The following is a 24,140-nucleotide window of genomic DNA, read 5'->3' as shown; positions in this document are numbered from 1 at the left end:
AGACCGGGACATCGTGCCTGTCCCTCACCCCATCTTGAAAACGCAGAGCTTGTTGCCGTCCGGATCACGGAAATAGGCGCCATAGAAGCCCATCTGCTCGGGCCCCCGAGACCCAGGACCACCCTCGTCCGCGCCGCCCAGTTCGATCGCCTTGGCGTAAACCTGATCGACCTGCTCGCGCGAATCCGCCGCCAGCGCGACCATCGTGCCGTTGCCCGCGGTCGCGGCCGCGCCGTCATAGGGCTTGCCGATCACCAGCATCGGCTTGTCCGCACCCGCGCCGTAGAAGGTCAGCTTGCGCTCGTCGGGCATCTGCATGAGCCGCTTGCCGCCGACCGTCGCGAACAGCGCGTCGTAGAAGGTCAGCGCTGAGTCGATGTCGTTGGTGCCGAGCGTCGCATAACCGATCATGGGTCTCTCCTCTTATGATTGAGGCGAGTATCCGCGGGTTGAGCGAGGGACACAACTAGCCGTTCCCCCGCGTAGGCGGGGGTCCAGGCCCGAACCCTCCCGGCATTCGACGGTAATTTATCCCTAGGCCCCCGCGTTCGCGGGGGAGCCCAAAGCTTAAGGCCCTCAGCCGACGAAAGCGCGCTCGATCACGAACGTACCTGGCTTCGAATTCGCACCCTCCTCGAAACCCTGCGCCTCGAGCATCACCGCGAATTCCTTGATCATCTCGGTCGAGCCGCACAGCATCGCCCGGTCGGTCTCCGGGTTAAGCTTCTGCTCGCCGCGGACCGGGTGGCCGAACAGCGACGCGTCCTCGATCAGCGCACCGATCCGCCGCGTGGTGCGGAACGGCTCGCGCGTCACGGTCGGGATGTAGTGGAACTGCGTCTGCGCCTCGTCGGCGATCAGCGGATCCTCCGCCAGCAGCCCGACCATCTCGTCGTGATAGGCGAGATCGCTCACGCGGCGCACGCTGTGCACGACGATCACCTGCTCATACGCCGCATACACGTCGGGATCCCGCATCAGGCTAAGGAACGGCGCGAGGCCGGTGCCGGTCGAGAACATGAACAACCGCTTCCCCGGCAGCAGCGCGTCGAGCACCAGCGTGCCCGTCGGCTTCTTGCCGAGATATACTTCGTCGCCCGGCTGGATCAGCTGGAGCTTCGAAGTCAGCGGGCCGTCCTCGACCTTGATCGACAGGAACTCGAGCTCCTCCGAATAATGCGGGGACGCGATCGAATAGGCGCGCATGATCGGCTTGCCGCCTTCCTGCGGAAGACCGATCATCACGAACTCGCCCGAGCGGAAGCGGAACGTCGAGGGCCGCTCGATCGCGAAGCTGAACAGATGTTCGTTCCAGTGACGCACCCACAGCACCTTGGCGTTGAGGAACGCGGGGGTCTCGGGGATCAGCGCGGGCGCGCGGGTTGCTTCGACGGTCGGGGCGGTCATGCGTCTATTCCTTGGCCTACGCGCGGGCGCTGGCGGATCGATGGCTTGCGAAACGGTCGCATTATGGGCGTGAGCCGGACGGGTCAACAACAGCTAAACTTGGGCTGCCACAAACGGCCGCCTCGTATCTCCGCGTTCTCCTGCGAACGCAGGAGCCCAGGATCACGAACGGCGTCCCCCGTAACCCTGGACTCCTGCGTTCGCAGGAGAACGTAGATGGCTATCACGGTGATCACTGGCCGTTGCCGACTCAGGCCATGTTCCCCATATTCCCCCTCGATGGCCATTCAGATCCGCACCAGCCTCGCCGAGCCCGAAACCGGCGAAAGCTTCGTCCCGCACCGCCCGACCGCGCGCCCCGACAAGGTCGAGGGCGGCAAGCGGTTCAACCTCGTCAGCGAGTACGAACCCGCGGGCGACCAGCCCACTGCGATCGCCGAACTCGTCTCCGCGATCGGCGACGGCGAGAAGGACCAGGTGCTGCTCGGCGTCACCGGCTCGGGCAAGACCTTCACGATGGCCAGCGTCATCAACCGCGTCCAGCGGCCCGCGCTGATCCTTGCGCCGAACAAGATCCTGGCGGCGCAGCTCTACGGCGAGATGAAGTCGTTCTTCCCTGACAACGCGGTCGAATATTTCGTCAGCTATTACGATTATTACCAGCCCGAAGCGTATGTCGCGCGCTCCGACACGTACATCGAGAAGGAATCGTCGACCAACGAGTCGATCGACCGGATGCGGCATTCCGCCACCCGCGCGCTGCTCGAACGCGACGACGTGATCATCGTCGCATCGGTGTCGTGCCTGTACGGCATCGGCTCGGTCGAGACCTATTCGGCGATGATCTTCGACCTCAAGAAGGGCACGACGGTCGACCAGCGCGAGATCGTGCGAAAGCTCGTCGCGCTCCAGTACAAGCGCAACGACGCGGCGTTCCAGCGCGGCAATTTCCGCGTGAAGGGCGACACGCTGGAGATCTTCCCGTCGCATTACGAGGACAGCGCGTGGCGCATCTCGTTCTTCGGCGACGATATCGAGGAGATCATCGAGTTCGATCCGCTGACCGGCAAGAAGGTCGCGTCGCTGAACTCGGTGCGCGTCTATGCTAACTCGCATTACGTGACGCCCGGCCCGACGCTCAAGCAGGCGGGCGAGGCGATCAAGCACGAGCTGGCCGAGCGCCTGAAGGAGCTGGTGCTGGAGGGCAAGCTGTTGGAGGCGCAGCGGCTCGAGCAGCGCACCAACTTCGACCTGGAGATGATCGCCGCGACCGGCTCCTGCGCAGGGATCGAGAATTACTCGCGCTTCCTCACCGGGCGCATGCCGGGCGAGCCGCCACCCACGTTGTTCGAATATCTCCCCGACAACGCTCTGCTGTTCGTCGACGAGAGCCACGTCACGATCGGCCAGATCAACGGCATGTCGCGCGGCGATCACCGTCGCAAACTGACGCTTGCCGAATATGGCTTCCGCCTGCCGAGTGCGATCGACAACCGGCCGCTGCGCTTCAACGAATGGGACGCGATGCGGCCGCCGACGACCTATGTCTCGGCGACTCCCGGCAGCTGGGAGATGGAGCAGACCGGCGGCGTGTTCGCCGAACAGGTCATCCGCCCGACCGGGCTGATCGATCCGCCCGTCGAGATCAAGCCGGTCGAGGAACAGGTCCAGGACCTGATCGTCGAGGTCGGGAAGACGACGGCGCTCGGCTACCGCACGCTCGTCACCACGCTGACCAAGCGGATGGCGGAGGATCTGACCGAATATATGCACGAGGCGGGGATCAAGGTCCGCTACATGCACAGCGACGTCGAGACGTTGGAACGCATCGAACTGATCCGTGACCTCCGGCTCGGCGTGTACGACGTGCTGATCGGCATCAACCTGTTGCGCGAGGGGCTCGATATTCCCGAATGCGGACTGGTCGCGATCCTCGATGCGGACAAGGAGGGCTTCCTGCGCTCCGAGACCTCACTGATCCAGACGATTGGCCGCGCGGCGCGCAACGTCGACGGCCGCGTGATCCTGTACGCCGATCGCGTCACCGGATCGATGGAGCGCGCGATGAACGAGACGTCGCGCCGTCGCGAGAAACAGGTCGCGTATAACACCGAACACGGCATCACCCCGACGACGATCCGCCGCAACATCGGCGACATCATCGCGCATGTGGCGAGCCAGGATCAGGTGACGATCCCGATCGACGAGGACCGCCCGCACATGGTCGGCCACAACCTGCGTGCATATATCGAGGACCTCGAAAAGCAGATGCGCAAGGCTGCGTCCGATCTCGAGTTCGAGACCGCTGGGCGTCTACGCGACGAGATCCGCCAGCTGGAGAACGAGGAACTGGGCCTGCCAGTCGACCAGCAGAAAGCGCCGGTCATGGGACGATCGAACGAGGGCAAGCCGGGAACCCGAAAGACGCGCTACGGCAAAAGCCAGAAGATGCGGATGGGTGGCTCCCGGTCACGGTGAACGCTTGCATGCTTTACGCTGCCGCTGGACACTAAGGGATCGCCTATGCCTGTTTGATGGTGGCTTATGATCCGCAGTTTTTTAGATGATGAGACTGAAAGCGTTTCCGTCGGACGGCAAAGTCGCAGACTGCCACCTGATATTCAGCAGACTGCCCGGCGCAAACTTCGTCAGCTAGAAAATGCCGGTCGCTTGGACGACCTGCGCACCCCGCTGGGCAACCGCTTGGAGCAGTTGAAAGGGTTAACGCCTTTGCGATATAGCATCCGGATCAACGACCAGTGGCGGATTACGTTTGGTTGGTCGAACGGAGGCGCGGACGATGTCCGGATCGAGGATTACCATCGCGGATGACGACCGGTTGGACAACGTCCATCCGGGCGACATTCTGCGCGAAGATTTCCTAATAGGTGGCGACATCCCGCTTGAGGAAGTCGCAAACGGCACCGGGATCGAACTTGCCACTCTACGCGAAATAGTTGCCAGCAGGCGTGATATAGATCCGTCGGTGGACGCACGGTTGACCCGGTATCTACGGGTATCCGAAGGATTCTTCCTCCGGCTTCAGGTCAGTTACGATGTCGAGGAAATTCAGCGGAACGAAGCGGACGCACTGGCCCGCATCGTTCCGCGCGCGGCTTAGCCGACTACGAGGTCTTCGCTGCTCGACCCATAATAGCTTGCCACACGGTCGGCATACGCCTGGTCGAAGACCGGCGCGTTGTTCGCCCAGCTTGGTCCGCCTTCGAGGACGCGCTTGTCGATCGTGACGACGTACAGGTCGCGGACCGCGTCGAACTGGAGCAGCGCAAACGGCAGCGGGTAGAAGCTCTTGCCCATGCCAAGGAAGCCGCCGAGGCTGAGCACGGCGTGGGTGACACGGCCAGTGCCCTTGTGGACCATGAATGCGTGGACCGAGCCGACATTGTCGCCGTCGCGGCTCTCGACCTTCATCGTGCCGGAGATGTTCGACTGGACGAGCAGCTGGGTCGGCGTCTGGGCGGCGGTATCGGACATGGACGTTCTCCTGATTTCTTCCGTCGTTGAACCGGTATCACCGTGCGGCGGTTCCCGGCTAGCGAGCTTCGTCGTACTTGAGCGACCGCCGGGCGTGCCGCATAGCAATGCGATGCGCATTCCGTCCCCTTACCTCGTCGGCTTGCGATCGCTTGCCAGCCCCATCGCTCTGGCACGGCTTGCTGGTCTAGCGACGCTCGCCTCGATCGCCGGCTGCGTTGCGCCGCCGCGTGTTGAAGCGCCGCCGCCCCCGCGTGAGGTCCCCCCCGCTCCGGCGCCACGTCCGGTGCCGATCGCTGCGGACTGGCGCGACTGGCCGTATTCGCCAGGGACGTGGGTGTATCGCCGGGATGCGCGCGGTTCGATCGCGTTGTTCGGGCCAGCCAATGCCGACGCGTCGCTGACGGTGCGGTGCGACACTACGGCGCGCCAAGTCTATCTGTCGCGCGCGGGGAGCACGGCGACGCCGCTGACGATCCGCACATCAAGCGTTACGCGCGCCGTGTCCGTACAGCCGACCGGAGGCACGCCGCCCTATGTCGCGGCTGCGCTGATGCCGAACGATTCGTTGCTGGAGGCGATGGGGTTCAGTCGCGGGCGGTTCGTCGTCCAGCAGGCCGGACTGGCGCCGCTCGTCGTGCCCGCCTGGGCCGAGATCGAGCGCGTCACCGAGGATTGCCGCGGCTGACTTCGTTGAACCGACAGTCGCACAGGATTGACCGAAAACTTCCGTAAAACAAGGCTTGTATCGCAGGCGCGGTCGGCACACATTGGCGTTGCGGTCAGGCTTGGCCGCGTTGTTTCAACAAGCGAAAGGAGGTGATCCGATGTCTCATGGTTCAGCAGTGAGTTCGGTTCGGTTCGTTCGGGGGACGCACCGCTAACGCCGCCGACATGCGTGGGGAGTATCCTCTCCCAGTCAACACGTGGTCCATAGGATAGGCGGTACGCATGGTCCTCCGGGCTGGAGCTCTCCGGCCGCTGACCATGTCAGGGGGCTGTCGGTTCGTCGTAAGACGATCCGGCAGCCTCTTTTCGTTTCTGGGAACTACGAGCCGTGTTGGCATGCTGTGCGCGGGGTAAAACCATTGCCCGGCCCGCGCCGCCTAATGTGAGGCCAATTCCAGACTCCACCGCGCTACGTACTTGATCGGTTAAGGTTTGTGGCATCGTGGCCGAAACTATCCAGAGATTCTGGACGTATGGCACGCCGCCGTCCGTGACAGATCGAAGGGGCAGCGCACATCCTTGTTCTCCCGCAAAGGCGGGAGTCCAGTCTGGATCCCCGCCTTCGCGGGGAAGCATGCTGGTTCAGGTACATACGCTGTGCTTTGCCCCGTAGAGGCGCCGGCTGCCCAAGACCGCCGCCCTACAGGAACGACTTCGCCCGGTTGAGGACGATGCTGCACATCCGCGTCTTCACCTGCCCGCCGAGATCGTCCAGCGAATACGCCTGGCCGTTCGGCGCCTGCACTTCGCCTTCCTGTCCCGCGGCATAGCCTGGCGAAGTCTGCACACCCTGTCGCCCGGTCAGACGCTGAAGGATCGACTGCGCGCCGGTGGCCGGGGCCTTCGCGCTGCCCGCTCGTGACGCTGCATTCCGCCCGCCAGTTAAGGCGCCAAGTGCACCGCCTTGCCCGAGCAGATTGTTCTTCAGGCAATAACCGAGCAGGCCGGCAGCATTGCCCGCGCCGATCGACCCGACGTTCGGCAACGCGCCACCTAGTAGACCGCCGAGTCCCCCGAGGCTGCCCAGCCCACCCTGAGTCGACGCCGATTGTGGCGCGGTGGTCTGGGCCGAGGCCGTAGTCGCGAGGGCGAAGGCTGCAACGAGGGCGATTGCGGTCTTGGGCATGATACGGAGCTCCGGTAAGGTCGTATTACCAACAGGACTGGCCGGGGTGCGTTCCGAACTCGGCTTCGTTCAACCGCCCGCAAAGAACGCGTCGACCGATCCGCGCTTGGCGCTCAACGCCGTCGCGACCCGTTGTCGGGCATCATAATATACCAGTGCCGGCGCGGCCGGATCGGTCTTGCGGAGACGTGCGGCCTCCGCGTCCGTCAGGCTGCTCTCGCGCGCGATATGATCCGCATACCCCTCCTGCTGCCAGGTCGGGAGCATCTCGCTGCGCAGTTCGCCGAGACGTTTGGCGATCATGATGTGTGTCGTCTCGTGCGCGATCACGCCGGACAGCGTGCGGGTGCCGCCGATCGCGCGACCGTTCGTGATGCGGTCTTCGCCGACGTCGCTGCGATTGAACACGATCGCCGAACTGAACGGCCGGCGAAAGGCGAAAGCGCCCGGCGACTGGATCGCCAGGAACCGCCAGCGCCAGCCACCGTTCGTGAGGAACAGCGACCGATCGAGCGGACCGGTGTAGATCGGACTGGCGCGCAGCAACCCTTCCGCGCGCGCCAGTTCGCTGCCGATCCGCGGATCGATCGGACACTCGGCATAGACGGTGACGGCACCGATCCGCTGTTGGTACGGGAATGCGAGCAGTTGTGGCGCGTAGATAATAGTGACGGCAAGCAGAAGGAGGACGAACACGATCCATCGGACCGGCCCCTGCTCCCTTCTGCGAGCGCGCGTCGTCATGCGGGCGTCAGCAAACCCTCACGAGCGATCTTCTCGCGCCACACCAAAGGCGCGAGTTGGTGGACGTTCTCGCCCGCTGAATCGACGGCGACGGTGACTGGGAAGTCGCTGACCTCGAACTCGTAGATCGCTTCCATGCCGAGATCGGCGAAACCAACGACCTTCGATCCCTTGATCGCCCGCGCAACCAGATAGGCAGCACCACCGACCGCCATCAGGTACGCCGACTTGGCCTCGGCGATCGCCTTGGTCGCGTCCGCGCCGCGCTCCGCCTTGCCGACCATCGCCAGCAGGCCCTGGTCGAGCATCATCCGCGTGAACTTGTCCATCCGCGTCGCCGTGGTGGGGCCCGCAGGCCCGACGACTTCCTCTCCGACCGGATCAACCGGGCCGACATAATAGATCACGCGACCCTTGAAATCGACCGGTAGCGGCTCGCCCGCATCGAGCATGTCCTTGATCCGCTTGTGCGCCGCATCGCGCCCGGTCAGCATCTTGCCGTTGAGCAGCAGGCGGTCGCCGTGCTTCCAGGTCTGCACCACTTCCGGCGTCAGCGTGTCGAGATCGACGCGGATCGCGGCCTTGTCCGGCGTCCAGTTTACATCCGGCCATTCCTCGAGCTTCGGCGCCTCCAGATACACCGGGCCCGAGCCGTCGAGCACGAAATGCGCGTGGCGGGTGGCGGCGCAGTTCGGGATCATAGCGACCGGCTTCGACGCGGCGTGCGTCGGCCAGTCGAAGATCTTCACGTCGAGAATAGTCGAAAGTCCGCCCAGCCCCTGCGCACCGATGCCGAGCGCGTTGACCTTGTCGTAGATCTCGATCCGCAGCGCCTCGATGTCGTTCTTCGGGCCCCGCGCCTTCAGCTGCGCCATGTCGATCGACCCCATTAGCGACTGCTTGGCGAGGATCATCGACTTCTCGGCGGTGCCACCGATGCCGATCCCGAGCATGCCGGGCGGGCACCAGCCTGCGCCCATCTGCGGGATCATCTCGAGCACCCAGTCGACGATCGAGTCGCTCGGGTTCATCATCTTGAACTTGGACTTGTTCTCGCTGCCGCCGCCCTTCGCCGCGACGTCGATCGAGACGGTGTTGCCGGGCACCATCTCGACATGCATCACGCTCGGCGTGTTGTCCTTGGTATTGCGGCGGGTGAAGGCGGGGTCGGCGAGGATCGACGCACGCAGCTTGTTCTCCGGGTTGAGATACGCCTTCCGAACACCCTCATCGATCACTTCCTGCAGCGAGCGGGTCGACTCAAGACGGCAATCCTGGCCCCATTTGACGAAGATCGTGACGATCCCGGTGTCCTGGCAGATCGGGCGGTGGCCCTCCGCGCACATCCGGCTGTTGGTCAGGATCTGCGCGATCGCATCCTTGGCGGCGGGGCTCTGCTCGGCCTCGTACGCGACGCCCAGCGCGCGAATGTAATCCATCGGGTGGTAGTAGCTGATGAACTGGAGTGCGTCGGCGACGCTTTCGATCAGGTCGGCTTCGGTGATGACGGTCATGCAGCGCCTTTACGGATACAGGTTTGCAGACGTCTTAGCGGCGATCGTGCAATTTTTGAAGACGGGGTCACGTCACAGACCATGGCGAGCGCGATCACGCAGATCCAAGCGGTGAAGGTCGGCGTGTCGCGTCGATGCCAAACGAAAGGGGCTGGAACGACGATCCCGCCACTCCAGCCCCCTTGCTTTGATCACCGAGGTACCGGCCCGATGGCCGCGCGGTGATTACATCGGTGGCGTCAGGCCGTCCTTGCCCACTGCGACCGACCTGGCGCCCTTGGAGTCCGCCGAGATGATCGCGAACAGCTTCTGGCCCTTGGCGAGGACCGTGCGCTCGGCCGGCTCGAACCGGACGATCGGCGTGCCGACGGGGACGACGACCTGGGCCTTGCCGCCCTTGTACGAGATGCTCAGCTTGGTCTCGCCGGGCTTGCCTGCGCCACCTGTGACCGTGCCATTCGTCATGCCGCTCTGCTGCGCGACCGTGCCGTTCGTCATCGCGCTCTGGCCATCGACGGTGCCGTTGGTCATCGCGCTCTGCCCGTCGACGGTGCCGTTGGTCATTGCGCTGGACCCGTTCGAGCCGCCGCCAGCAGCCGCGACCGCGCCGGGGACGTCCCAGGGATAATGCCCCTCGCCGGTGCCGCGCATCGCCTCGGGGAAGATCACCAGTTCGACCGCGCGCAGCGCGTCGTCGGGACCGGTCGTCGCGGTGCCGATGAAGTCGCCGTCCTTGAGCGTCGACAGGTCGGACTTCACCACCCAGGCGAACTTTGTGTTGGCGTCGAGCGGTACGGTGGCCGACTTGCCGTCATAGGTCTGGACGGTCAGCGCATCGGTGCCGATCGCGGTGATGACGCCGCGGACACGGTTGACCGCCGGAGTCGCGCTCGCCGCGGCGCTGGTGTTGCCCATGGCGATGTTTGCTGTCGAGGTGTTCGAGTCGGTCGAAGTCGTCTGACCACAGCCGCCGAGGACCGCGACCACACCGCTCAGCAGCATCAGCTTTTTCGTCAACATCGCAGTAAATCCTTCACAATATCAAAGCGTAGCACCGAGACGGCACCGGCGATCGGTTCGCAGACGGCCATGATGATATGGTCGATGTACCTCAACGCCGGAAGGGACAATCGGTCGCATCGGATGGACAGGGCGGGCGGGCGACCGGAAGGTCATTTCGGCGGCGGCAGGGCGACTTCGGCTTTCCGCGCGGCCCTGCTCCGCCTAGAATGTGCCGATGCAGGATATCAGAAACATCGTCGTCCTGACGGGCGCGGGCATCTCGGCGGAGAGCGGGATCGCGACGTTCCGCGGGCCGGGCGGCTTGTGGGAGGGGCACCGGGTCGAAGACGTCTGCACGCCCGAGGCGCTCGCGGCGGATCCGGAACTGGTGCACCGATTCTACGATCTGCGGCGCGCAGCTCTATCGACGGTCCAGCCCAACGCGGCACACCATGCGCTGGCGCGGCTGGATGCGGCTTGGCAGGGGGAGCTGCTGATCGTCACACAGAATGTCGACGATTTGCACGAGCGGGCGGGGGCGACGCGGATGCTGCATATGCACGGGGAGTTGTTGTCGGCCTTGTGTGCCGTCTGCGGCGCGCGTGAGCCTTGGGCGGGGGCGTTACCGGAGGGGGCGGTGTGCGGCGCGTGCGGGGCGGCGGCGTTGCGGCCGGACATCGTGTTCTTTGGGGAGATGCCGTACCAGATGGAGCGGATCGAGGCGGCGCTGGCGAAGGCCGATCTATTTGTGTCTATCGGGACGTCGGGCGCGGTGTATCCGGCGGCGGGGTTCGTGCAGACCGCGGCGTATCATGGGGCGCGGACGCTGGAACTGAACCTCGATCCGTCGATGGGGAGCGTGTTCTTCGAGCAGACGCGGATCGGTGCGGCGGGCGTGCTGGTGCCGTCGTGGGTTGACGAAGTGCTGGGCCGATAGTCAGGCAGGCACGGGCGTGACGGACGATCGCGTACAGGACCGCGTCCAGAACCAGATACCCGCCACGATCATCGGTACGCTCAGCGTTTGCCCCATCGTCAGTCCCCACCACAGGTGATCGAGTCCGGCGTCGGGCTGGCGGACGAATTCGAGCAGGAAGCGCGCAGTGCCGTAGAGGATCAGTCCGGTGCCGAGCAGCCGTCCCGGGCGAAGCCGCGCGTCGGTGCGCCAGAACAGATATGCGAGCACGATCATGGTCACGCCCCCCTCGAGCGCGGCTTCGTATAGCTGGCTGGGGTGGCGGGGGATGCCGTCCTGCGTGCCGGGGAAGATCACCGCCCAGGGCAGCGAACTGGGCCGGCCCCACAACTCACCGTTCACGAAATTGGCGATCCGTACCAGCACGAGCCCAAACGGCGTCGCGCACGCAACATAGTCGCAGACGCGGAGCAGCGAGAGGCGATGGCGGCGGGTGAACACAACGAGGCTGACGATCACCCCGAGGAACCCGCCGTGTAGCGACATCCCGCCCTGCCAGAGTTTCAGCACGTCCAGCGGATCGCGCCAGATTTCGGGCCGATAGAACAGGCAATAGCCGAGGCGGCCGCCAAGTATGATGCCGAGCGTGAGGTAGAAGACGAGGTCGTCGACGTGGCGTTCCGCCATCGGCGCACCGGATCGCCGGAGCATCCTACGCAAATACCACCAGCCCAGAGCGATCATCGCGATGTAGCTGAGCGCGTACCATCTGAGCTGGAACAGGCCGAAATCCCAGGCGACCGGGGAAAGAGGAAGCTGGTCGTAGCGGATCGCGGACGTCGCATCGATCATCGTCGGCATCGTGTGGTCCTCGTCCGGCTGAGCGGGCGTGCGGACGATAGCATGCGCGGGCGAGAGGACGGCGCGGTTTCGACCGGGCGGTCAAGTAACGGTTTTACTATTGCGGGATCGGATCGCGAAATACTGACCCGAGATTGTTCCCCCGCGGAGGCGGGGGCCCAGACTGGACCCCCGCCTCCGCGGGGGAACATCCTTTGTTCGAACTCTACACCACCCCGGCGAAGGCCGGGGCCCAATTGGCAAGGTCGAAGTGACGGAACGCTGTCCGCGTTTACGAACGTCCCCCGATTGGGCCCCGGCCTTCACCGGGGGGGAATATTTTCGCGGGTTCAGTCGACCCAGTCTAGGCCCATGTCGCGGTAGACTTCGCGGTCTTCGTCCCAGCCTGGCTTTACCTTTACGTGCAAATACAAGTGGACGGGCTTGCCGGTGATCGAGGCGAGTTCGATGCGCGAGCGCGCGCCGATTTCCTTGATGCGGACGCCGCCCTTGCCAAGCACGATCGCGCGCTGCGTCGGGCGTTCGACGAGAATCTGCTGGTGGATCTCCAACGAGCCATCCTGGCGTTCGATATACTGCTCGGTCTCGATCGTGCTCGCATAGGGCAGTTCGGCGTGGAGCTGCAGGTACAGCTGCTCGCGCGTGACTTCGGACGCGAGCGCTCGCTCGGTCGAGTCGGAGACCTGGTCCTCGGGGTAGTGCCACGGACCTTCTGGCATCGCCTTGGCGAGCTGCGTCTTGAAGTGCGCGAGGCCGTCGCCGGTGCCGGCGCTGATGAAGAACGTCTCGGCGAACGGGAGCAGCGCGTTGAGTTTCTCGGCGTGGATCAGCAGCTTGGTCTTGTCGGCGAGATCGACCTTGTTGAGGATCAGCCAGATCGGCTCGGTGCGGCCGACCAGCGACTCGACGATCGTCGTGACCTTGCCGCCGATACCGCCCTTCGCATCGACCACAAGCGCGATGATGTCGGAGCCCTCCGCGCCACCCCAGGCGGCGGCGACCATCGCGCGGTCGAAGCGGCGCTTGGGCTCGAAGATGCCGGGGGTGTCGACGAGCAGGATCTGCGTGTCGCCCTCGATCGCGACGCCCATCAGCTTGGCGCGCGTCGTCTGCGCCTTGGGGCTGACGATCGCGACCTTCTGGCCGACGAGCGCGTTGACGAGCGTCGACTTGCCCGCGTTCGGCGCGCCGACGATGGCGACTAGGCCGCAATGCTTGGTATCGGGCTTGGTATTCGTTTCAGTCACATATGCTCTTTTCGAACTGGTGTTGCGTTCGGCTGTACAGGGAAAATGGCCGTCCGTCATCGCGTCGCGAGAAGGTCGAAGAAGGCAGTTTTGTTCGCGCAAAGGCGCAAAGGCGCGGAGGGGTTGCGAGCGGTAATCAGGTATCGCCCCAAACGGCTCCAAGATACTCGGCGGCGCATGATTGCGGCGCGCGCGAGCCCCATCCACACCACCTCCGCGCCTTTGCGCCTTTGCGCGAACAAAACTGCCTTCTCAGCCCAGCTTCTCCAGGAGCGCCTTGGCTGCCGCGGTTTCGGCTTCCTGTTTGCTGGAGCCGGTGGCGGTGGCTTCGGCGAGTTTGCCGACCGAGACGAGCATCGTGAACTTGGGTGCGTGGCCGGGGCCGGTGCGTTCGACGATGGTGTATTCGGGGGGCTTGCGGTTGTGCGCGGCGGCCCATTCCTGGAGGGCGGACTTGGGGTGCTGCGGGGCCTTGGCGCCAGCTTGCACCCTGTCGCCCCAGGCGCTGCGGACGAACTTGCGGGCGGCGTCCAGGCCGGCTTCCTGGTACCAGGCGCCGATCAGCGCCTCCATTACGTCGCCGAGTACGTTGTCGCTGTCGCTCGCGCCGTCGTCGCGGGCCTGCTTGCCGAGTTTGAGGTGCGCGCGGACGCCCAATTCGCGGGCGACGTCGGCACAGACGGGGCCGGTGACGAGCGCGTTGAGGCGTTTCGACAGCGAGCCTTCGGGGTCGGTCGCGAACAGTTCGTACAACCATTCGGCGATGATCAGGCCTAGGACGCGGTCGCCGAGGAACTCGAGTCGCTCGTAGTTCGCCGCGGCCTGACTGCCGTGCGTTAGCGCGCGCTCATAGGGGGCGAGGTTGGTCGGTGCGCGGCCGAAGAGCGTCTTCAGCCAGCCGGCTAGATCGCTCAAAAGCCTTCCCCGATACGGCTCCAGCGCGCGGCACTGACCCAGGTCCACGGCTTCAGCCATTCGGCATCGCCGTCGGTCGAGAAGAAATTGACGACCGCCTTGCCCTCGACGTTCTCGAGCGGGACGTAGCCCATGCCCTGCGGCGCGGGAAAACGGCTGTCGCCGCTGTCGTCGCGGTTGTCGCCCATCACGAAGATGTGGCCGGCGGGGATCGTGTAGAGCCCGGTGTCGTCGCGATCGGGGAGTTCGGCCTGGTCGAGCACTTCGTAGCTGCGGCCGTTCGGCAGCGTTTCGCGGAAGCGCGGGTAGCGGCAGATTTGGACGTTCGCGACGACGTCGACGTACGGCGCGCCGCATTTCTCGGCGTTGAAGTTCTCGGTGAGCGGGATCGTGAAGTCGGCGATGCGGAGCTTCGGGATCGCCTTGCCGTTGAGGTAGACGGTGCCCTGGCGCATCTGGACGGTCTCGCCGGGGAGGCCGATGACGCGCTTGATGACGTCGTGATCGAGCACTTCGGGTGCGCGGAAGACGACGACGTCGCCGCGGGTCGGGGTGCTGCCGAAGATACGGCCGGGGATCAGCGGGATACCGGCGGGGAGCGACCAGCGCGAATAGCCGTAGTTCCACTTCGAGACGAAGAGATAGTCGCCGATCAGCAGCCGGGGCAGCATCGATTCGGACGGGATGCTGAACGGCGCGAAGATGAAGCTGCGCAGGATCAGCACGACCAGAGCGAGCTTCAGCAGGAAGCGGAAGGTCTCGCTCGTTTCGGAGCGCTGGGGTTTGGTCTTCACGTCATTTGCCATGTGCGCGGGTTTGCGCAGACCGCGCCTATCGTCAAGCGTGTGCGGGATACGTGTCACCGAAAGAGCGTTGTCGCGGTCTCGCGCTTGCAGCATGACCGGCGCGCACGTCTATCCGGAGAAGTAGCATGACCGCCGACTGGTCCAAGATCGAAGCCCTGCCCGCCACCAAACTGACCGACCTGTTCACGGCAGACTCGGAGCGCCTCTCGAAGCTGAGCCTCGACGTCGCGGGCATCCATTTCGACTGGTCGAAGACGCACCTGACGACGGACATGGTCACCGCGTTCGAAGAGATGGCGAAGGCGCAGAACCTGTCGGGCAAGCGGCAGGCACTGTTTTCGGGCGAGATCGTCAACGTCACCGAGGGTCGCGCGGTCGAGCACACCGCCGAACGCGGCGAGGGCAAGCCCGAGAGCGTCGCGATCGCGCAGGCGAGCCACGCGCGGATGCGGACTCTGATCGACGCGATCGAGGCCGAGGCGCTCGGGCCGGTGCGGCATATCCTGCATGTCGGGATCGGTGGGTCGGCGCTGGGGCCGCAGTTGCTGGTCGATGCGCTGGGGCGTGACGACAAGCGATACGACGTGGCGATCGTCGCCAATGTCGACGGCGTGGCGCTGGAGGACGTGTTCGCGAAGTTCGATCCGGCGGCAACGTTGCTGGTGGTCGCGTCGAAGACGTTCACCACGACCGAAACGCTGATGAACGCAGAAAGCGTGCTGCAGTGGATGACCGAGCACAATGTCGAGGATCCGTATGGCCGCGTGATCGCGCTGACCGCGTCGCCCGAGAAGGCGATGGAATGGGGTGTCGACGAGACGCGTATCCTGCCGTTTTCGGAAAGCGTCGGCGGGAGGTATTCGCTGTGGTCGACGATCGGGTTTCCCGCGGCGATCGGGCTTGGCTGGGACCGGTTCGAGGAACTGCTGGAGGGTGCAGCCGAGATGGATCGCCACTTCCGGCTCGCCGCGCTGCACGAGAATGCGCCGGCGCTCGCGGCGTTCGCCGACCTGTATTACACGCAGATCCGCCATGCCGAGACGCGCGCGCCGTTCGCGTATGACGAGCGGCTGCGGTTGCTGCCGAGCTATCTCCAGCAGCTCGAGATGGAATCGAACGGCAAGTCGGTGACGGTCGACGGCCAGCCGCTCGGGCGTCCGTCGGCAGCGATCACCTGGGGTGGCGTCGGCACCGAGGCGCAGCATGCGGTGTTCCAGCTGCTCCACCAGGGCACGCATCTCGTGCCGGTCGAGTTCATCGCGGTGATCGAGCCGGGCGACACCTTGCCCGAGGAGCATCACCGCGCGCTGTTGCTGAATGCGTTTGCGCAGGGTGCGGCGCTGATGGCGGGCAAGCAGGTCGAGGATCCGGCACGGAGCTATTCGGGCGACCGGCCTTCGTCGACGCTGCTGCTGGACGATCTCGACGCGCACACGCTGGGCGCGCTGATCGCGTTTTACGAGCACCGGGTGTTCGTGAATGGGGTCCTGCTCGGAATCAATTCGTTCGATCAGTTCGGGGTGGAGCTGGGGAAGGAAATGGCGAAGGCTGCGGAGAAGGGCGGGCAGACGTTCGATCCTTCGACCGATGACCTGATCAAGCGCGCGTTCGGGTAAAGCCCCGTCGTCATCCCGGACTTGATCCGGGATCCAGAGCCAAGAGCGACAACGTCCGCGGCTCTGGATCCTGGGTCGAGCCCAGGATGACGGGAGCTTTGGTGAAGCGGGAGCGTTCCCGTTTCATGCCCATCATCCTCGCCGTAGCGCTCGCCGCTTCCCCGACTATCGCTCAGATGAGGTGGGAGCGGCGCGTGTTGATCGTTGCGGCGCCCTCCGCCGAAGACCCGGCACTTGCCGAGCAACGCCGCATCCTCGCCAACTGGAAGAACAACGCCGACGCGCGCGACCTCACCATCGTCGAAGTCGTCGGCGACACGGTCCGCGGCGCCACCAACACTGCCGCCGGCCTCCGCCGCAAATACCACCTCCCCGCCGCCTTCACCGCGCTCCTGATCGGCAAGGACGGCGGCGAAAAACTCCGCAGTGCGAAGCCCTTTCCTGCCGCCGCGCTGGAGGCGACGATCGATGCGATGCCGATGCGCAAAGCTGGCCAGCGATAGAGTCCGGCGATCAGCGTGATCGCCGCAGCGGGGTTGTGGCGTCGCGCGCCCTGCCCCAGATGACATGCAAAGCCGCTCGAAAGCGGTACGCGACGTACAAGGACTGCCCGTGACCGACACCAAATCCGCGACCGATACCCAATTCGACTATGACCTGTTCGTCATCGGCGCAGGCTCGGGCGGGACGCGTGCGTCGCGTGTCGCCGCCGCGCATGGCGCGCGCGTCGCAGTCGCCGAGGAATACCGGGTCGGCGGGACCTGCGTCATTCGTGGCTGCGTGCCGAAGAAGCTGCTGATCTACGGCGCGCATTTCGCCGAGGATCTGAAGGACGCCAAGCGGTTCGGCTGGCAGGTACCCGACGACTGTGCGTTCAGCTGGCCGACATTGCGTGACAACGTGATGGAGGAGGTCGACCGGATTAACGGCGCCTACACGACCACGCTCCAGAACAATCACGTCGACATCATCCACCAACGCGCGGTCGTCTCCGGCCCCAACGAAGTCACGCTCGCCGACGGCACCGTAAAAACGGCAGCCAAGATCCTGATCGCGGTCGGCGCGCATCCCTTGGTGCCTGAGTTTCCCGGTTCCGAGCACGGCATCACCTCGAACGAAGTGTTCCATCTCGACGACGTACCGAAGCGCGTGCTGATCGCCGGCGCAGGCTATATTGCCAACGAATTCGCCGGGATCTTCCACCAGTTCGGATCGCACGTCACGCTGGTCAACCGCACCGACGTGATCCTGCGCGGCTATGACGAATCGATCCGCGACCGCCTGCTCCAGATCTCGATGGGCAAGGGCATAGATTTCCGCTTCAACGCCGCGTTCGAGAGCATCGAGAAGGACGAGAACGGGTGTCTCACGGTCAGGATGAGCGGACACGAGCCGATCACCGTCGACCTCGTGATGTTCGCGACTGGCCGCCTGCCTAACACCAAGGGCCTCGGGCTCGAAAGCGCGGGCGTCGAGATGGACGCGGCGGGCGCGGTGATCGTCGACGAGGACAACCGGTCGAGCTGCGACTCGATCTTCGCGGTCGGCGACGTCACCAACCGGATCCAGCTGACCCCGGTCGCGATCCGCGAGGGGCAGGCGTTCGCGGACACCTTCTTCGGCAACAAGCCGACGCGGGTCGATTATGCCAACGTCCCAGCCGCGGTATTCAGCCACCCGCCGATGGCCGGCGTCGGCATGACCGAGTCGCAGGCGAAGGAGGCGCTCGGTTCGGTCAAGGTCTACACCTCCGACTTCCGGCCGATGAAGAACGTGCTGGCAGGCCGCAACGAGCGCTCGCTGTACAAGATGATCTGCGACGGCGAGACCGACCGGGTGGTCGGCATCCACATGATCGGCCCCGACTGCCCCGAAATTCTGCAATCCGCCGCGGTCGCGGTGAAGGCCGGGCTGACCAAGGCCGATTTCGATGCGACCGTCGCGTTGCATCCGACGATGGCCGAAGAGCTTGTCTTGATGAAGTGAGACCTTCGGGCTTTGCGTTGCGGGAACGACGCGGTAGATCGGGCGCATACCCGATCCTCGAAAGGTTCCAGCATGCGTGAAGCCGCCATCGTCTCGACCGCCCGTACCGCTATCGGCAAGGCGTATCGCGGCGCGTTCAATGCGACCGAGGCGCCGGTGCTGGCGGGGCATGTGATGAACGCGGTGGTCGAGCGCGCAGGGATCGATCCGGCGCGGATCGACGAGGTGTTCTGGGGCGTCGGCAACCAATGGGGGACGCAGGGCGGTAACGCCGGACGGATGGCGCTTTTTGCCGGCGGGCTGCCGGAGTCGGTCCCCGCCTTCACGCTCGACCGGAAATGCGGGTCGGGCCTGACCGCGGTGGCGCTCGCGGCGCGGACTATCATCTGCGACGAGGCGGATGTGGCACTGGCCGGCGGGATGGAGTCGATCAGCTACACCGTCACGAAGGATGCGCCGCGCTACGTCAATGCGAGCGTCGTGGCGAAGGAGCCGGCGGCGTATATCCCGATGATCGAGACCGCGGAGATCGTCGCGGAGAAATACGGCATCAGCCGCGAGGCGCAGGACGCCTATGCGGCGATGAGCCAGCAGCGTGCCGCCGCCGGGTTGGCGAACGGGGCGTTTGCCGAGGAGATCGTGCCGATCACGGTCGAGAAAGTGCTGTACGACAAGCAGGGCGCGCATGCCGGAATCGAGAGCGTCACGCTGTCGCAGGACGAGGGCATCCGCGCCGGCACGACGCTGGAGGGTCTGCGTGGACTGAAGACGGTGTGGCCGGGCGGCGAGTTTTCCGGGCCGGGGTCGAGTGTCACCGCGGGCAATGCGAGCCAGTTGTCGGACGGCGCGTCGGCGCAACTGCTGATGGATCGCAGGACTGCGGAGGCCGAGGGCAAGGACATCCTGGGGATCTATCGCGGCTTCCAGGCGGCGGGGTGCAGCCCGGCGGAGATGGGGATCGGACCGGTGTTCGCAATCCCGAAGCTGCTGGAGCGCGCTGGGTTGTCGGTGGGCGACATCGGGCTGTGGGAGCTTAACGAGGCGTTCGCATCGCAGTGCCTGTATTGTCGCGATTTCCTCGGGATCGATCCGGAGAAGTACAACGTCAACGGCGGGGCGATCGCGGTCGGGCATCCGTTCGGGATGACGGGGTCGCGGCTGGTGGGCCATGCGCTGATCGAGGGGCGCAAGCGCGGCGTGCGGTATGTGGTGGTGTCGATGTGCACCGCAGGCGGAATGGGCGCCGCGGGGTTGTTCGAGATCGTTTGATTTCTCCAATCGCCACCACCTCGATGTGCGGCCCCGTCATCCCAGCGAAAGCTGGGATCTCCCGGTTCGAGCCGACGCACTTACCAACCGGGATACCCCAGCCTTCGCTGGGGTGACGGCATTTGGTTAGGGCACAGGGGCCCTGACCTCCGCCGGGGTGGCAGTACACGAAATTTAGGGTGTTCGTCGTCGAGTCCTCACCCTTCCCACCCGGCTTTGCCGGGCGGGCCGCTTCCCCCTCCCCTGGGGGAGAGGGATACAAGATCAGTCGACCATCCCGGTTACGGTGATTTTGCCGCCGCGGTCGATAATCTCGCCGTCGACCATGCCGCTGATCAGCACCGTCGCGCCGGGTTCGACGATCAGCGTGCCATCGATCATCCCGGCGATCTCGGCGGTGGCGCCGGCCGGGACGATCGCGGTGCCGTCGAGCATCCCCTCGAATTTACCCTCGATCGTCAGGTCTCCGCGGTGCATGCCGTTCACGTGCGTTCAGTCGGCGAAGAGGAGAACGGGGGTTTCGAGGTATTTCTTGAGGCCCTGGACGAAGCTTGCCGCGTCCCAGCCGTCGACGACGCGGTGGTCGCAGCTGATCGACAGGTTCATCAGTTTCGCACGGACGACTTCGTCGCCCCCTCTTCCATCAGACCGGAAGACCGGGCGTTCGACGATCTTGTTGGGGCCGATGATCGCGACTTCGGGGCGGTTGATGACCGGCGTGGTCGCGATACCGCCGAGCGGGCCGAGCGACGTCACGGTGATCGTGCCGCCGCCCATTTCGTTGGGTGCGAGTTTTCCGGCGCGTGCGGCTTCGGCGAGGCGCGTGATCTCGGTGGCGAGCTGCCAGACGTTGCGGTCCTGTGCGTCGCGGATCACGGGGACGGTGAGCCCCGCGTCGGTCTGCGCGGCCATGCCGAGGTGGATGGCGCCGTGACGCGTAACCACGCCCGCCTCGTCATCGTAACGCGCGTTGAGCATCGGGAAGTCGGGGATCGTCTTGCAGATCGCGACGATCATCAGCGGCAGCATGGTGAGCTTCGGGCGGCCGCCGCGGTTGGCGTTGAGGTCGGCGCGCATCGCTTCCAAGGCGGTGACGTCGATCTCGTCGACATAGGTGAAGTGCGGGATCGCGCGCTTCGAGGCGGCCATGTTCTCGGCGATGCGGCGACGCATGCCGATGACCTTGATGGGCTGGTCCTTGCGGGCGCGCGACGCATGCGGGGGGTGGTAGCCTTCGCCCGAGCCGTAGCGGAGGTAGGCGTCGAGGTCGGCGTGGCGGACGCGGTCGGAGTCGGATTTGACCGAGGCGAGGTCGATGCCGAGATCTCGCGCGCGAGCGCGTACCGCTGGAGATGCGAGCGCGTGCGCCTTATCCTCCCCGGCACGGGGAGGGGGACCATCCGCAGGATGGTGGAGGGGGGCTTCCACGGGCGGAGCGGTCTGCGGGAACATGCCCACCGATGCAGTATCCGCCACCGGCGGGGTCGTTTGCGGCACGCCCCCTCCACCCCCGGCTTCGCCGGCGGTCCCCCTCCCCGTTTCGGGGAGGAGTTCGACGCCGGGGTTCTCGGCTTCGTATTGCTCCGCGGTCTCGGCCTGGGCCGACGTCAGCGGCGCGGCGACGACTTCGTCCGCGGCGTCCACCGCGTCCGTCTCGATCACGACCAGCGCGGCGCCGATCGACACCTGGTCGCCGACTTCGCCCGCCAGTTCGACGACGACGCCGGTCACCGGCGACTCCATTTCGACGGTGGCCTTGTCGGTCATCATGTCGGCGATCGGCGAATCCTCCTCGACGCGGTCGCCGATGGCGACGTGCCACGCGACGATCTCGGCCTCGGAGATGCCTTCGCCGATGTCCGGCAGCTTGAAGGTGAAGCGGGCCATTATGCGTCCTTCATGATCTTTTTCAGGGCTTCGCCGATGCGGACCGGCCCCGGGAAATACGCCCATTCGAGGCTGTGCGGGTACGGCGTGTCGAACCCGGTCACGCGCTCGATCGGCGCCTCGAGATGGTAGAAACAGCGTTCCTGCACGATCGCCGACAGCTCCGCGCCGAAGCCGCTCGTGCGGGTCGCCTCGTGGACGATCATGCAGCGTCCGGTCTTCTTCACCGACGCCTCGATCGTCTCGATGTCGAGCGGCACGAGCGTACGCAGGTCGACGATCTCGGCGTCGATCCCGGCTTCGGCAACAACGGCCGCGCAGACGTGGACCATCGTGCCGTAGGCGAGGATGGTGAGCGCCTCGCCTGCGCGGACGATCTTCGCCTTGCCGAGCTCGATCTTGTAATAGCCGGTCGGGACTTCGCCGGCCGGGTGCTTCGACCAGTTCTGCGACGGGCGATCCCAATAGCCGTCGAACGGGCCGTTATAGATGCGCTTGGGTTCGAAGAAGAGCGTCGGATCATTGTCCTCGATCGCGGCGATCAGCAGGCCCTTGGCGTCGTAGGGGGTCGACGGGATCACCGTCTTGATCCCCGACATGTGGGTGAAGAGCCCCTCCGGCGACTGGCTGTGCGTCTGGCCGCCGAAGATGCCGCCGCCGAACGGCGAGCGGACCGTGATCGGCGAAGTGAACTCGCCGGCGGAACGATAGCGCAGGCGTGCAGCTTCGGACACGAGCTGGTCGAGCGCGGGGTAGATGTAGTCCGCGAACTGGATCTCGGGGACGGGGCGCAGGCCGTAGGCGCCCATGCCGACCGCGACGCCGATGATGCCGCATTCGGTGATCGGGGTGTCGAACACGCGCGTCTTGCCGTGCTTGGCTTGCAGCCCTGCGGTCGCGCGAAAAACGCCGCCGAAATAGCCGACGTCCTCGCCCATGACGATCACGTCGGGGTCGCGCTCCATCATGATGTCCATGGCGGAGTTGATCGCCTGGATCATGTTCATGCGGGTGGTGGGTTCGGTACCTGCGTGGCTCGACGAGGCCGCAGCCGCTTCCGCTGCTTCGGTTGCGCCCGACCCACGTGCTTCAGTCACGTCGCTCATACAAACACCTTCGTCACCCCAGCGAAAGCTGGGGTCTCATGCCGCGAGGGCACGCTCGATAACCGGGATATCCCAGCTTTCGCTGGGATGACGGAGTTTGGTGGGGCCTGGTTGGGCTGGGCGCTCATGCCTTGATATCCCAAGGGCGGCCGCTCGCGGATTCCTCGTCGAGCATTTGCTGGCGCTGCTCCTTCAGATGCCACGGCATCTCCTCGAACACGCCGTCGAACAGCGACTCGAGCGGCTGGTGGAGGCCGTGGCCGAGGATGCCGTTCTTCTCGGCTTCCTTCTGCGCGGCCTTGACCTGCTCGGCGAGTTCCTTGTCCTGTGCCGCGTGGCGCTCCTCGTCCCATTCGCCGATCGCGATCAGGTGATCCTTGAGGCGCTTGATCGGGTCGCCGAGCGGCCAGGCATTGGGTTCGCCTTCGCTGCGATACTGGCCGGGGTCGTCGGAGGTCGAATGGCCTTCTGCGCGATAGGTGAAGTGCTCGATCAGCGTCGGGCCCTGGTTGGTGCGCGCGCGCTCGGCGGCCCATTCGGTCGCTGCGTAGACCGCGAGCGCGTCGTTGCCGTCGACGCGGAGTCCGGCAATCCCATAGCCGACCGCGCGCGCCGCGAACGTCGTCGCCTCGGCACCGGCGAACCCGGAGAAGCTGGAGATCGCCCACTGGTTGTTGACGACGTTGAAGATCACCGGTGCGCGGTAGACCGCGGCGAACGTGCAGGCCGAGTGGAAGTCGCCCTCCGCGGTCGAGCCTTCGCCGCACCAGGTGGCGGCGATCCGCGTGTCGCCCTTGGCGGCGGACGCCATCGCCCAGCCGACAGCCTGCGGATACTGCGTCGTGAGGTTGCCCGAGATCGAGAAGAAGCCGGCTTCCTTGACCGAATACATGATCGGCAGCTGCTTGCCGCCGAGCCGGTCCGCCGTGTTCGAATAAATCTGGTTCATCATGTCGACGAGGCTCCAGCCCCGCGCGATCAACAGGCCTTGTTGACGGTACGAGGGGAAGCACATGTCCTCGTAATCGAGCGCGTAGGCTGCCGCGACCGCGACCGCCTCCTCGCCAAGCGCCTTCATGTAGAAGCTGGTCTTGCCCTGACGCTGCGCACGGAACATGCGCTCGTCGAACGCGCGGAGCAAAGCCATGCTGCGCAACATGCGGCGCATCACGTCGGGCGAAAGCTTGGGGTCCCAGGGGCCGACCGCGTTGCCGTCGTCGTCGAGCACGCGGACCAGCGTATAGGCGAGATCGATGAAGTCGGACGCCTCGTCCGCGGTGTCGGGGCGGCGCGCTTCGCCGGCGGGCGGCACGTCGACTTCGGCGAAGTCCACCGCGTCGCCGGGGCGAAACTTCGGCTCGGGTATATGCAGCGTGAGCGGCTGCAAATTGGCGCGCGGATGCTCGCTTGCCATCGTCATTCCATCTCCATGAGGCCGCTGTGACCGCGGAACACTCTTACCGAGGCTTGTTATTAAATTTCAACGCAGATTGCGAGGGGGAGTTGCGCATTCA

General features: G+C 65.2%; 24 protein-coding genes. 9 read left to right on the top strand and 15 right to left on the bottom strand.

Features of this window, described 5'->3' with window-relative positions; all coding sequences use genetic code 11:
• Nucleotides 1–24: 24 nt before the first annotated feature.
• Nucleotides 25–411: a VOC family protein gene (locus C8J40_RS05065; RefSeq protein ID WP_132896068.1), complete on the bottom strand. Its 387-nt coding sequence runs from the start codon at nucleotides 409–411 to the stop codon at nucleotides 25–27.
• 165 nt (nucleotides 412–576) lie between these two features.
• The gene (locus tag C8J40_RS05060; RefSeq protein ID WP_056065556.1) at nucleotides 577–1,407 is read right to left on the bottom strand and encodes a ferredoxin--NADP reductase; all 831 of its coding nucleotides are present in this window, start codon (nucleotides 1,405–1,407) and stop codon (nucleotides 577–579) included.
• Between the two features lie 279 nt (nucleotides 1,408–1,686).
• On the opposite strand from C8J40_RS05060, the gene uvrB reads away from it, so the two are divergent.
• The 3 genes from uvrB (at nucleotide 1,687) to C8J40_RS05045 (ending at nucleotide 4,528) form a co-directional block, all read left to right on the top strand.
• Nucleotides 1,687–3,885: an excinuclease ABC subunit UvrB gene (uvrB, locus tag C8J40_RS05055; RefSeq protein WP_056065553.1), complete on the top strand. Its 2,199-nt coding sequence runs from the start codon at nucleotides 1,687–1,689 to the stop codon at nucleotides 3,883–3,885.
• A 66-nt stretch (nucleotides 3,886–3,951) separates the two neighbouring features.
• Nucleotides 3,952–4,239 carry a type II toxin-antitoxin system RelE/ParE family toxin gene (locus C8J40_RS05050; RefSeq protein ID WP_132896067.1) on the top strand — a complete coding sequence of 96 codons (288 nt, stop codon included), beginning with the start codon at nucleotides 3,952–3,954 and terminating at the stop codon, nucleotides 4,237–4,239.
• Complete coding sequence (locus C8J40_RS05045) at nucleotides 4,208–4,528, top strand: HigA family addiction module antitoxin (RefSeq protein ID WP_132896066.1); 321 nt, start codon at nucleotides 4,208–4,210, stop codon at nucleotides 4,526–4,528. The genes C8J40_RS05050 and C8J40_RS05045 overlap by 32 nt, the downstream gene beginning before the upstream one ends.
• Here the strand turns inward: C8J40_RS05045 and C8J40_RS05040 are convergent.
• The gene (locus C8J40_RS05040; RefSeq protein WP_056065550.1) at nucleotides 4,525–4,902 is read right to left on the bottom strand and encodes a PRC-barrel domain-containing protein; all 378 of its coding nucleotides are present in this window, start codon (nucleotides 4,900–4,902) and stop codon (nucleotides 4,525–4,527) included. The genes C8J40_RS05045 and C8J40_RS05040 overlap by 4 nt on opposite strands.
• A 112-nt stretch (nucleotides 4,903–5,014) precedes the next feature.
• On the opposite strand from C8J40_RS05040, the gene C8J40_RS05035 reads away from it, so the two are divergent.
• Nucleotides 5,015–5,590 carry a hypothetical protein gene (locus C8J40_RS05035; RefSeq protein ID WP_243693212.1) on the top strand — a complete coding sequence of 192 codons (576 nt, stop codon included), beginning with the start codon at nucleotides 5,015–5,017 and terminating at the stop codon, nucleotides 5,588–5,590.
• A gap of 681 nt (nucleotides 5,591–6,271) precedes the next feature.
• Here the strand turns inward: C8J40_RS05035 and C8J40_RS05030 are convergent.
• The 4 genes from C8J40_RS05030 to C8J40_RS05015 all read right to left on the bottom strand — a co-directional run bounded on the left by C8J40_RS05030 (nucleotide 6,272) and on the right by C8J40_RS05015 (nucleotide 10,035).
• The gene (locus C8J40_RS05030; RefSeq protein ID WP_132896065.1) at nucleotides 6,272–6,757 is read right to left on the bottom strand and encodes a DUF2501 domain-containing protein; all 486 of its coding nucleotides are present in this window, start codon (nucleotides 6,755–6,757) and stop codon (nucleotides 6,272–6,274) included.
• A 69-nt stretch (nucleotides 6,758–6,826) separates the two neighbouring features.
• Nucleotides 6,827–7,453 carry a hypothetical protein gene (locus C8J40_RS05025; protein WP_243693211.1) on the bottom strand — a complete coding sequence of 209 codons (627 nt, stop codon included), beginning with the start codon at nucleotides 7,451–7,453 and terminating at the stop codon, nucleotides 6,827–6,829.
• 44 nt (nucleotides 7,454–7,497) lie between these two features.
• Nucleotides 7,498–9,015: a fumarate hydratase gene (locus tag C8J40_RS05020; RefSeq protein ID WP_132896063.1), complete on the bottom strand. Its 1,518-nt coding sequence runs from the start codon at nucleotides 9,013–9,015 to the stop codon at nucleotides 7,498–7,500.
• A 225-nt stretch (nucleotides 9,016–9,240) separates the two neighbouring features.
• The gene (locus tag C8J40_RS05015) at nucleotides 9,241–10,035 is read right to left on the bottom strand and encodes a hypothetical protein (RefSeq protein WP_207901146.1); all 795 of its coding nucleotides are present in this window, start codon (nucleotides 10,033–10,035) and stop codon (nucleotides 9,241–9,243) included.
• 217 nt (nucleotides 10,036–10,252) lie between these two features.
• On the opposite strand from C8J40_RS05015, the gene C8J40_RS05010 reads away from it, so the two are divergent.
• Complete coding sequence (locus C8J40_RS05010) at nucleotides 10,253–10,954, top strand: NAD-dependent deacylase (RefSeq protein WP_132896062.1); 702 nt, start codon at nucleotides 10,253–10,255, stop codon at nucleotides 10,952–10,954.
• On the opposite strand, the gene lgt is transcribed toward C8J40_RS05010, so the two are convergent.
• The 4 genes from lgt to lepB all read right to left on the bottom strand — a co-directional run bounded on the left by lgt (nucleotide 10,955) and on the right by lepB (nucleotide 14,762).
• Nucleotides 10,955–11,794 (bottom strand): prolipoprotein diacylglyceryl transferase, encoded by an 840-nt coding sequence (gene lgt, locus C8J40_RS05005; RefSeq protein ID WP_132896061.1) that lies wholly within the window; start codon nucleotides 11,792–11,794, stop codon nucleotides 10,955–10,957. It lies immediately after the preceding gene.
• Nucleotides 11,795–12,123: 329 nt separating this feature from the next.
• The gene (gene era, locus C8J40_RS05000) at nucleotides 12,124–13,041 is read right to left on the bottom strand and encodes a GTPase Era (protein ID WP_243693210.1); all 918 of its coding nucleotides are present in this window, start codon (nucleotides 13,039–13,041) and stop codon (nucleotides 12,124–12,126) included.
• Between the two features lie 252 nt (nucleotides 13,042–13,293).
• Nucleotides 13,294–13,956: a ribonuclease III gene (gene rnc, locus C8J40_RS04995; protein WP_243693209.1), complete on the bottom strand. Its 663-nt coding sequence runs from the start codon at nucleotides 13,954–13,956 to the stop codon at nucleotides 13,294–13,296.
• Complete coding sequence (gene lepB, locus C8J40_RS04990) at nucleotides 13,953–14,762, bottom strand: signal peptidase I (RefSeq protein ID WP_132896261.1); 810 nt, start codon at nucleotides 14,760–14,762, stop codon at nucleotides 13,953–13,955. The genes rnc and lepB overlap by 4 nt, the downstream gene beginning before the upstream one ends.
• Before the next feature lie 125 nt (nucleotides 14,763–14,887).
• On the opposite strand from lepB, the gene pgi reads away from it, so the two are divergent.
• The 4 genes from pgi (at nucleotide 14,888) to C8J40_RS04970 (ending at nucleotide 19,633) form a co-directional block, all read left to right on the top strand.
• A complete protein-coding gene (gene pgi, locus C8J40_RS04985) occupies nucleotides 14,888–16,378 on the top strand; it encodes a glucose-6-phosphate isomerase (protein ID WP_132896058.1) in 1,491 nt (496 codons plus the stop codon).
• A 176-nt stretch (nucleotides 16,379–16,554) separates the two neighbouring features.
• Nucleotides 16,555–16,881 (top strand): DUF4174 domain-containing protein, encoded by a 327-nt coding sequence (locus tag C8J40_RS04980; protein ID WP_243693208.1) that lies wholly within the window; start codon nucleotides 16,555–16,557, stop codon nucleotides 16,879–16,881.
• 109 nt (nucleotides 16,882–16,990) lie between these two features.
• Nucleotides 16,991–18,364 (top strand): glutathione-disulfide reductase, encoded by a 1,374-nt coding sequence (gorA, locus tag C8J40_RS04975; protein ID WP_243693207.1) that lies wholly within the window; start codon nucleotides 16,991–16,993, stop codon nucleotides 18,362–18,364.
• A gap of 72 nt (nucleotides 18,365–18,436) precedes the next feature.
• On the top strand, nucleotides 18,437–19,633 hold the full coding sequence (locus C8J40_RS04970) for a thiolase family protein (protein WP_132896055.1): 1,197 nt from the start codon (nucleotides 18,437–18,439) through the stop codon (nucleotides 19,631–19,633).
• 264 nt (nucleotides 19,634–19,897) lie between these two features.
• Here C8J40_RS04970 and C8J40_RS04965 read toward each other — a convergent pair whose 3' ends face one another.
• The 4 genes from C8J40_RS04965 to C8J40_RS04950 all read right to left on the bottom strand — a co-directional run bounded on the left by C8J40_RS04965 (nucleotide 19,898) and on the right by C8J40_RS04950 (nucleotide 24,040).
• A complete protein-coding gene (locus C8J40_RS04965; RefSeq protein WP_165911367.1) occupies nucleotides 19,898–20,119 on the bottom strand; it encodes a polymer-forming cytoskeletal protein in 222 nt (73 codons plus the stop codon).
• A 6-nt stretch (nucleotides 20,120–20,125) separates the two neighbouring features.
• Entirely contained in the window at nucleotides 20,126–21,520 is a 1,395-nt protein-coding gene (locus C8J40_RS04960; RefSeq protein ID WP_132896054.1) for a dihydrolipoamide acetyltransferase family protein, read from the bottom strand.
• A complete protein-coding gene (locus tag C8J40_RS04955) occupies nucleotides 21,520–22,527 on the bottom strand; it encodes an alpha-ketoacid dehydrogenase subunit beta (RefSeq protein WP_056053047.1) in 1,008 nt (335 codons plus the stop codon). The genes C8J40_RS04960 and C8J40_RS04955 overlap by 1 nt, the downstream gene beginning before the upstream one ends.
• 223 nt (nucleotides 22,528–22,750) lie before the next feature.
• Nucleotides 22,751–24,040, bottom strand: a complete 1,290-nt coding sequence (locus C8J40_RS04950; protein ID WP_132896260.1) for a thiamine pyrophosphate-dependent enzyme — start codon at nucleotides 24,038–24,040, stop codon at nucleotides 22,751–22,753.
• Nucleotides 24,041–24,140 lie beyond the last annotated feature (100 nt).

Origin of the sequence: Sphingomonas sp. PP-CC-3A-396, from assembly GCF_004343105.1 — a bacterium.
Lineage (GTDB): Bacteria > Pseudomonadota > Alphaproteobacteria > Sphingomonadales > Sphingomonadaceae > Sphingomonas.
Note: the sequence above shows the minus strand (reverse complement) of the source record. Positions and strands in the feature narration are given on the sequence as shown.